At 39.6% G+C, this 8,543-nt stretch carries 8 protein-coding genes and 1 pseudogene; 6 read left to right on the top strand and 3 right to left on the bottom strand.

What is annotated here, in order from left to right; all coding sequences use genetic code 11:
• On the bottom strand, window positions 1-125 hold a 125-nt coding region (locus A3I7_RS14200), incomplete at its 3' end, for a helix-turn-helix domain-containing protein (RefSeq protein WP_018375373.1).
• Window positions 126-374: 249 nt separating this feature from the next.
• Here A3I7_RS14200 and groES point away from each other — a divergent pair.
• The 3 genes from groES to A3I7_RS0109880 all read left to right on the top strand — a co-directional run bounded on the left by groES (window position 375) and on the right by A3I7_RS0109880 (window position 4,329).
• Window positions 375-662: a co-chaperone GroES gene (groES, locus tag A3I7_RS0109890; RefSeq protein ID WP_018376609.1), complete on the top strand. Its 288-nt coding sequence runs from the start codon at window positions 375-377 to the stop codon at window positions 660-662.
• Between the two features lie 196 nt (window positions 663-858).
• Complete coding sequence (gene groL, locus A3I7_RS0109885; RefSeq protein ID WP_018376608.1) at window positions 859-2,481, top strand: chaperonin GroEL; 1,623 nt, start codon at window positions 859-861, stop codon at window positions 2,479-2,481.
• Between the two features lie 207 nt (window positions 2,482-2,688).
• A complete protein-coding gene (locus A3I7_RS0109880) occupies window positions 2,689-4,329 on the top strand; it encodes a zinc ribbon domain-containing protein (RefSeq protein WP_018376607.1) in 1,641 nt (546 codons plus the stop codon).
• 28 nt (window positions 4,330-4,357) lie between these two features.
• Here A3I7_RS0109880 and A3I7_RS0109875 read toward each other — a convergent pair whose 3' ends face one another.
• Complete coding sequence (locus tag A3I7_RS0109875) at window positions 4,358-5,236, bottom strand: RluA family pseudouridine synthase (RefSeq protein ID WP_018376606.1); 879 nt, start codon at window positions 5,234-5,236, stop codon at window positions 4,358-4,360.
• 130 nt (window positions 5,237-5,366) lie between these two features.
• The gene (locus A3I7_RS0109870) at window positions 5,367-5,558 is read right to left on the bottom strand and encodes a hypothetical protein (RefSeq protein ID WP_018376605.1); all 192 of its coding nucleotides are present in this window, start codon (window positions 5,556-5,558) and stop codon (window positions 5,367-5,369) included.
• 124 nt (window positions 5,559-5,682) lie between these two features.
• Between A3I7_RS0109870 and pbp2a the strand changes: the two genes are divergently transcribed.
• The 3 genes and pseudogenes from pbp2a to A3I7_RS0109855 form a co-directional block, all read left to right on the top strand.
• Window positions 5,683-7,962 carry a penicillin-binding protein PBP2A gene (gene pbp2a / locus A3I7_RS0109865; RefSeq protein ID WP_018376604.1) on the top strand — a complete coding sequence of 760 codons (2,280 nt, stop codon included), beginning with the start codon at window positions 5,683-5,685 and terminating at the stop codon, window positions 7,960-7,962.
• A 101-nt stretch (window positions 7,963-8,063) separates the two neighbouring features.
• Window positions 8,064-8,272: pseudogene (locus tag A3I7_RS14925) on the top strand (ISAs1 family transposase); the annotation flags it as partial.
• A gap of 58 nt (window positions 8,273-8,330) precedes the next feature.
• Window positions 8,331-8,543, top strand: a 213-nt coding sequence (locus tag A3I7_RS0109855) for an IS630 transposase-related protein (protein WP_018376602.1), incomplete at its 3' end; no start/stop codon positions are given.

Raw genomic sequence — 8,543 nt, 5'->3', positions numbered from 1 at the left:
CGCCCAAGCAGACGAGCAATCTCAGAGGGGTTCTTGCCCATCTTGAGATAGGCGCTGATTTCTCCGCGTTCAGAGGCTGAAAGGTGTGAGTATAACGATTTTTTGGTAGAATGATTAGTGGACATGTTCATCTGCTTTCTATACTGAGTTGGGGAATTCTAGTATATCAGACGAGCATGTCTTTTTTGTTGCACTTCATTTTACAACGCGGGAGAATAAAACTTTACCGCTTGGTAGAGTTTTTTTCTTGACTATTTCTGACCAAGTGATAGAATAGTCTTTGTAAAACATTAGCACTCAACGTTAAAGAGTGCTAATGTAGGTAGTGAGTTAACAGCGCTGCTATTTCAAAAGAATATAATGGAGGAATCAAGATGTCATTAAAACCATTAGGCGACCGTGTTGTCGTGACATTTAAAGAAACAGAAGAAAAAACAAGTGGTGGTTTTGTGTTAGCCGGAAACAGCCATGAAGCCACAAAAGTTGCCCAAGTCCTAGCTGTTGGTCAAGGTATTCGAACCTTGACAGGTGATTTGGTAGCTCCAAGCGTCGCAGTCGGTGACACTGTTTTGGTTGAAAACGGATCAGGTCTTGATGTCAAAGATGGCGAGGCTAAAGTTACCATTATTCGTGAAAGTGACATTTTGGCTATTGTAGATTAAAGAAGTGCTAGAAGACGTGAGCAAAAGCCTAAAAAATGTTTTTAGCTTTGTTGACTAAACAGAGTTTTTGGGAATTGGTTTCTATAAATTGATCCTGATTTGCTAAGGCTAGTCTGGTGTCTGTAACAAGGCAAATAAAATGGAAAACTTATTACATTCTAGAGCTTAGAAGAAGTTCACAAAGAAAGGAATAAACATGTCTAAAGATATTAAATTTTCATCAGATGCACGCGCAGCTATGGTGCGTGGAGTTGATATTTTGGCGGATACCGTCAAAGTAACCTTGGGCCCTAAAGGACGCAACGTTGTTTTGGAAAAGTCATTTGGCTCACCACTAATTACCAATGACGGGGTTACCATTGCCAAAGAAATCGAATTGGAAGACCATTTCGAAAATATGGGAGCAAAATTAGTTAGCGAAGTGGCTTCAAAAACCAACGATATTGCTGGTGATGGAACGACAACAGCTACTGTCTTGACTCAAGCGATTGTGCGTGAAGGTCTAAAAAATGTGACTGCTGGAGCTAACCCTATTGGAATACGTCGTGGGATTGAAGCAGCAGTTGCGGCAGCGGTCGACGAATTGAAAGCTATCGCTCAACCGGTTGCTAACAAAGAAGCCATTGCTCAAGTTGCTGCGGTATCATCACGCTCTGAAAAAGTTGGTGATTACATTTCAGAAGCCATGGAAAAAGTCGGTAATGACGGTGTTATTACTATTGAAGAATCACGTGGTATGGAAACAGAACTTGATGTGGTAGAAGGCATGCAGTTTGACCGCGGATATTTGTCACAGTACATGGTTACGGATAATGAAAAAATGGTTGCTGACCTTGACAATCCATTTATCCTGATTACAGACAAGAAAATCTCAAATATTCAAGAAGTCTTGCCACTATTAGAAGAAGTTCTTAAAACAAGCCGTCCGCTTCTGATTATCGCTGATGATGTTGATGGTGAAGCCTTGCCAACGCTTGTTCTTAACAAAATTCGAGGTACTTTCAATGTTGTAGCTGTTAAAGCTCCAGGATTTGGTGATCGCCGTAAAGCCATGCTTGAAGACATTGCTATTTTAACAGGGGCAACAGTCATCACAGAAGATCTTGGCCTTGAATTGAAAGATGCCACAATGGCGGCGCTTGGCCAAGCTGCTAAAGTTACTGTTGATAAGGATAACACTGTGATTGTTGAAGGAGCGGGTGAAGCCGATGCAATTGCCAACCGCGTGGCTTTGATTAAATCTCAAATTGAAACGACAACATCAGAATTTGACCGTGAAAAACTCCAAGAACGTTTAGCTAAATTGGCTGGCGGTGTGGCCGTTATCAAAGTTGGTGCCGCTACTGAAACTGAATTGAAAGAAATGAAACTTCGCATTGAAGATGCTCTAAACGCAACGCGCGCAGCTGTTGAAGAAGGCATTGTTGCTGGTGGTGGGACAGCCTTAGTCAATGTCATTGGTAAGGTTGCTGAGCTTGATGTGACTGGTGATGAGGCGACAGGACGTAATATTGTTCAACGTGCTTTGGAAGAACCTGTTCGTCAAATTGCTCTCAACGCTGGTTATGAGGGCTCTGTTATCATTGAGAAACTTAAAAATAGCCCTGTCGGAACAGGTTTCAATGCTGCCAACGGTGAATGGGTAGATATGGTAGAGGCTGGTATTATTGACCCAGTTAAGGTAACTCGCTCCGCTTTGCAAAATGCAGCCTCAGTTGCTAGCCTTATTCTAACAACTGAAGCGGTCGTGGCCAACAAGCCAGAACCAGCAGCCCCAGCTGCTCCAGCTATGGACCCAAGTATGATGGGTGGCTTCTAAAACAAGAAAAATTTACTAACCTGCTCAATAGAGTGGGTTTTTATTGTTGTAAGGGCTGGGTTTGATTTCTTGCTAAAGGTTCAAAATGGTGAAAAAATTAATCATAGATTCTTATAGTCTCTTTCTGATAGTATTTGGTCTAGACTTGACTTTTTGATATAATGAAAATGTAAACGATTTATCAATTGATTAGGAAGGGAGAGAGCTATGGAAAAGTTAAAGAAAACAATGAAACAAAAAAAGTTTTGGGTACCTACAGCCGTTCTGAGTTTACTTTTGTTGATTTTTGTCATTTGGGGTAGCTTTTATTATTCCAAATTCTATGCGATTGAGCGTTATGTGGCAGCCTATCAGGCTTCGGGTAATACTTTTGAAAATATTAAGGGTTATTTGGTTTGGTCGGATACAGGGGAGCAGGTGACGAGCGATGAAGCCAAGTACACAAACTTTACAGCGTTAAATCACTCAGAAGCGAAGCAATTGACCAAGGAGTTACAGGCGGCCAATGCATCTGCTGAACGTTTTGTCAAACGTGTTGGTAATCGTTGGTTGATATTTCCTGATTATAAGATTGCTCTCAAACCCTTGAGCTTGAATATCAAAACCAACGTTGATAAGGTCGATATTTTGCTTAATGGGAAGAAAGTGTCCACATCTGACTCGGATGACTACAATGTTACCGTTGATCGTCTACCTGTGGCGGACTACATAGCTAGCATTTCAGGCCTCTATAAAAATAAAAAACTTGAACTAAGTAAGGTTTTCGATGGAAAGAATACGATTTTGGATTTGACGGTGACTTTCAAGAGTTTTACGGTGACTAGTAATCTGCTTGACGGAGACTTGTATTTTGATGATACACGAGTAGCCACCCTATCTGATGGACGCTGTGAGGTAGCTGATTATCCGCTGACCAATTCGGCGCAGGTCTATGTCAAGAAAACTTATTCAGATGGTGACATGAACTCTAATAAAAAGACTTTGTCTGATATTGCTGATGGAGCAACTGTTGAACTCAATGCGGAAGGCTTGTTAACAGAAGAATCCGCAGGTAAAATTCTTGTGTCTGCTTTTGATCAGCTCATTGCCTATCTCAATCAAGGTCAAGATCCAAGCGGGCTATCTAGTGCTTTTGAAAGTGGCTCAGCGAATGCCTTTTACAAGGGACTGAAAGAAAGTATTGCCTCTAAAATGCAGACAGATAAGCGTACAGCTACTAGTCTCACGATTCCTAGCATTTTGCTAAATGCAATGACACAAGTTGGCAAGGATTCCTATGTAATAGATTTTTCGGCTCGTTATGATTTTTATTATGATAAATCAACGGACATTGTCAACAATACCCAAGGTGATATCATTCAGGACTTATCTGGACAGTTGACCCTCAAAAAGTCTGGTCAAAACTATCTTATATCACAGTCTGGTCAGAAGGCTATTACAGTAGTTAAGGAAGATAATCAAGTCAAAGCAATCAGTGTTTTCCCAGAAAAGTTATTGGGAAGCTGGTCGGGCAAACATGATGGTGCCCTGGTTTCTATGTCCTTCAAAGCAGACGGCAGTGTGAGTACGACCATTGATTATATTGATGACAAGTTGACAGATACAACTCATACGGCAAAGGTGACCAAACTTGAAGAAAAGAATAATGGTCTTTATCGTTATCTCTACGATGACGGTACCGATGTTTCGGCATTTGTAACTGGAGGAATTGGCGGCGTTGGTGTTAAATATGCCTATGGTGTCAAAATAAATGGTGATACGATTACTCCAGTCATTTGGCAAACGGGAACAAATCAAGAGTTTGATTATAGCCATCCACTAGAAGGTATAACGCTAACGAAACAATAACTTTGAAAGAATGAAAATAACTCCCATATCAAGGAGTTGTTTTCATTTTTTTTAAATGTGATTCAAAAGTTTGAGATGGAGCTGTAACCATAACTTTTTCAAGAGTAAAAGGGTGGGTAAAACTGAGCGTGTGAGCATGGAGCATAAGTCTAGGAGCTTTGACCTGACTGTAAAGAGGATCGCCGATGATAGCAAAGCCATGATGGGAAAGGTGGACGCGGATTTGATGAGTGCGTCCAGTTGCCAACTGACAGTTGACCAGACTGGTTTTTGAAAAGGTCTTGAGACAGTCAACGGCGGTTAAAGCGGTCTGACCATTTTTTTGATCAACAATGCGTTTTCTACGATCGTGGCGATCACGACCAATTTTGTCGCGGAAAACTTGATGTTTTGGTGTAAAAATTCCTTCAGTCAGTGCCCAATATTGACGGGTAATATCTTTTCTTTCTAAAAGACGATTAAGAATGGGGAGAACAAAAGGGTTCTTGGCGAACATGACTGCCCCGCTCGTTTCTAAATCCAATCGGTGAATCACATAGCAAGTCTGACCAACAAAGGCTGAGACATGATTGAGCAGAGCGATTTCATTGGGTTCATTGCCGTGTGTTTTCATGCCTTCGGGCTTGTTAACCACAATAAGGTGTTCGTCCTGATAGAGACAGTCCACTAGTGTAGCATTTCCAAAAGGAATAGACTTCTCGGGATAATCTTCTTCGTCAAATATCAATTCAATACAGTCACCCTTGTGAACTAAAGTCTGCCAATTGACGTTTTGACCGTTGATAAAAACGTGTTTTTTGGTGCGCAAAAAATGACGAATTTTTCGTGGAATCAGAAAATGTTCTTCTAAAAGCATTTTGACCGTTGCTGTGTCATAGGGGTTGTTTAGGTTAATACGAAATGTCATAGGATTATTATACCAAACTTCAGCGGGAATAGAAAAAACAACTCCTGACCCAAAGTCGTTGAGTTGTTTTGTGTTGTATACCGAACTAAAAAGGTTTTAAAAGCTTTTTAGTGGTATTGGAGATATTTGTTTATCTTTCCTCTTTTAACCAATCTTGATACTTCTCTAAAAGATTGACTGCCATTTGGGATGCGATGGCAATTGAAAAGGCTTCTGTACCTTCAAATTCTTCAGGAGCAATTTCAATTCTAGTTTCATCGTAAATAGCTTTCAAGCTTTCTCGTGATAAGGTTTTTTTGAAAGCCTCAAATTCTTTATTCATATAGGAATTCTCCCTGATTGATTATTTTTACTCTCATTATAACATAATTTATTTGAAAACGTTCTACTTTACTGTGTAACTTTTATTTTATGAAGATTTTAAGAGAAATTGTTATAATGAAAGCATGAAAGTATTTGATTTTCTTAGAGATAAATTTAAGATTTTAAGACAAAGAGCCAAAAATGTAGAAAAGAAAAGCAATGATGACTCACTGAATGAAGATTTGGAGCCAATCCAATCAAGGCGCTACCAACGAAGCAAAGGTCATCATGAGCAGGCAAAAAATCGCCCGAAGTGGTTAAAAAAAGTAGAACGTTTTGTCCCTTCTCCTAAAAATCCAATTCGCAGATTTTGGCGTCGCTATCGTATCGGAAAGATTTTACTTCTTTTAGCCAGTGTTGGTGTACTGACAATAGGATCCTATCTTTTTTACATTGCTAAGTCAACCAATGTTTCTGATTTACAAGATGCCCTCAAGGCAACAACTGTAATCTATGATAAATCGGATCAGCAAGTTGGTTCCTTGTCTGGACAAAAAGGTACTTATGTTGAACTGGATGCAGTCAGTGATTATATGGAAAAAGCAGTTGTCGCGACTGAGGATCGCACATTTTATGAAAATTCTGGAATTAACTATTCTCGTTTTTTGTTGGCCGTATTTACTATGGGGAAATTTGGCGGAGGGTCAACGATTACTCAACAATTGGCTAAAAATGCCTATCTAAGTCAAGAACAAACAGTGACACGTAAGGCTAAGGAATTCTTTTTAGCACTAGAATTGACGAAAAAGTACAGCAAAAATGAGATTTTGACTATGTACCTTAATAATGCTTATTTTGGGAACTCGGTCTGGGGCATTGAAGATGCTAGTCTTAAATATTTTGGCGTTCACGCAGCTGATCTAACAATTGAGGAGTCAGCTACTTTAGCAGGTATGCTTAAAGGACCAGAAATCTATAATCCCTATTATTCTGTAGAAAATGCAACTAATCGCCGCAATACTGTTTTAAAAGCAATGGTGGATGCTAAAAAAATTACTCAACAAGAAGCTGATGCAGCGTCACAGGTAGATATTACCAGTCAATTAAACGATGCTTACACGGGTAGCTCAGATGACTATCAGTACGCCTCTTATTTTGATGCAGTTATTCAAGAAGCCGAGAAAACCTATGGCATTTCTGAAGATGATATTGTTAATAACGGTTATAAAATTTACACAGAACTAGACCAAAATTACCAAGCCAATATGCAGGCAGTTTTTGACAATACTTACAATTTCCCTGTTTCTGATTACGATGGACAAAGTGCCCAGGGAGCAAGTGTTGCTATGGATCCAGCAACGGGAGCTGTTCAAGGTTTAGTTGGGCGAGTAAGTTCAACCGCATCGCCATTTCGTAGCTTTAACTATGCAACCCAAGCTTCACGGAGTCCAGGATCAACTATCAAACCGTTGGTTGTTTATTCGCCTGCGGTGGCCTCAGGCTATGACATTACTACGCTATTGCCAAACACTGTTAGGGATTATAACGGTTATGCACCAAGTAATTATGGAGGAATTGAGACAGAAGATGTTCCTATGTATCAAGCTTTAGCCAACTCTTATAATATTCCAGCAGTGTATTTGCTAAATGAGATGGGTATCAGTAAGGGAATAAGTTATGGTAAGAAATTTGGGCTTAGCATGGAAAATGTTAAAAACGAATTAAGTATTGCTCTTGGTGGTGGCATAACAACGAATCCGTTAGAAATGGCACAAGCTTACTCCACTTTTGCTAATAAAGGAATTATGCCAACAGCTCATCTTATTAGACGGATTGAAAATGCCAGCGGAGAAACCATCGCTTCTTTTAAAGAGAAAAATACCCGTGTTATAAGTCAATCTGTGGCTGACAAAATGACGAGTATGATGTTGGGAACTTTTTCTAATGGTTCAGGAATTAATGCTAATGCTTACGGCTACACTATGGCCGGTAAAACAGGTACAGTGGAGGCGAATTTTAATGCTGATTTAACCAGTGACCAGTGGGTTATAGGCTATACCCCTGATGTGGTCATTGCACAGTGGTTGGGTTACGATTCAACGGATGAAAATCATTATTTGACTGATGCTAGTTCAGGAACTGCTTCAACTATTTTTAGCGCTGTGGCAAGCTCCGTTTTGCCATACACAGCAGGTACCCAGTTCACAGTCACTAATGCTTATCGTCAAAATGGGTATGACTTAACCTACAGTGCGGATTCCAGCGAAACTGATACTTCCTCAGGCATTGATACCAATAAGATTCTAGACAAAGTACAAGAATCTGCTCAAACAGCTAGTGACTCTCTGGGCGATTTTCTAGATAAGGCCGGTGAAACCGTAAAAGATGTTTGGAATGGGGTTTCAAGCTGGTTTAGTCAGTAAAGTAAATATGACAAACGCATGAAGAAAGTTTTGTTTTTAGCAAACGGCAACCATAAACAAAAATCAATCAAAGTAGTAAACCAGAATTAAGGAGAACTACGATGATTGATTTTATTGTTTCCGTAGAAGAGAAGCTCAAAGCGATGAATTGGATAGTCGCCAATCTTGGAAAATCCGATATGCTTTATCAACTACCCTCTTTCTTGTTTTGATTAGTCAGTTGGCAAGAATTAGAAGATTACATTGAAATGAATATCTTCTACGTCAATATGTTGATTTGAATGCTGGTTGTCCATCGCATAACATCTTGCTATGAGTTGTATAGCAAAATGAAACACAAAAAGTACATAATGTGATATACTGTTTTTATGGCATATTCATTAGATTTTCGTAAAAAAGTTCTCGCCTATTGTAAACGAACAGGTAGTATCACAGAAGCATCAGATGTTTTCCAAATCTCACGAAATACCATTTATGGCTGGTTAAAACTAAAAGAGAAAACAGGGAACCTAAACCATCAAGCAAAAGGAACAAAACCAAGAAAAGTTGATAGAGATAGACTCAAAAACTATCTTAATGAC

The sequence above is a fragment of the Streptococcus orisratti DSM 15617 genome (genome assembly GCF_000380105.1).
Lineage (GTDB): Bacteria > Bacillota > Bacilli > Lactobacillales > Streptococcaceae > Streptococcus > Streptococcus orisratti.
The sequence above is the reverse complement of the archived record's forward strand: the minus strand, read 5'-3'. Positions and strand labels throughout refer to the sequence as shown.

Excerpts from the sequence above, each read along its gene's own strand:
- groES (WP_018376609.1), top strand. The coding sequence starts at position 375 with ATGTCATTAAAACCATTAGGCGACCGTGTTGTCGTGACATTTAAAGAA.
- groL (WP_018376608.1), top strand. The coding sequence starts at position 859 with ATGTCTAAAGATATTAAATTTTCATCAGATGCACGCGCAGCTATGGTG.
- A3I7_RS0109880 (WP_018376607.1), top strand. The coding sequence starts at position 2,689 with ATGGAAAAGTTAAAGAAAACAATGAAACAAAAAAAGTTTTGGGTACCT.
- A3I7_RS0109875 (WP_018376606.1), bottom strand. The coding sequence starts at position 5,236 with ATGACATTTCGTATTAACCTAAACAACCCCTATGACACAGCAACGGTC.
- A3I7_RS0109870 (WP_018376605.1), bottom strand. The coding sequence starts at position 5,558 with ATGAATAAAGAATTTGAGGCTTTCAAAAAAACCTTATCACGAGAAAGC.
- pbp2a (WP_018376604.1), top strand. The coding sequence starts at position 5,683 with ATGAAAGTATTTGATTTTCTTAGAGATAAATTTAAGATTTTAAGACAA.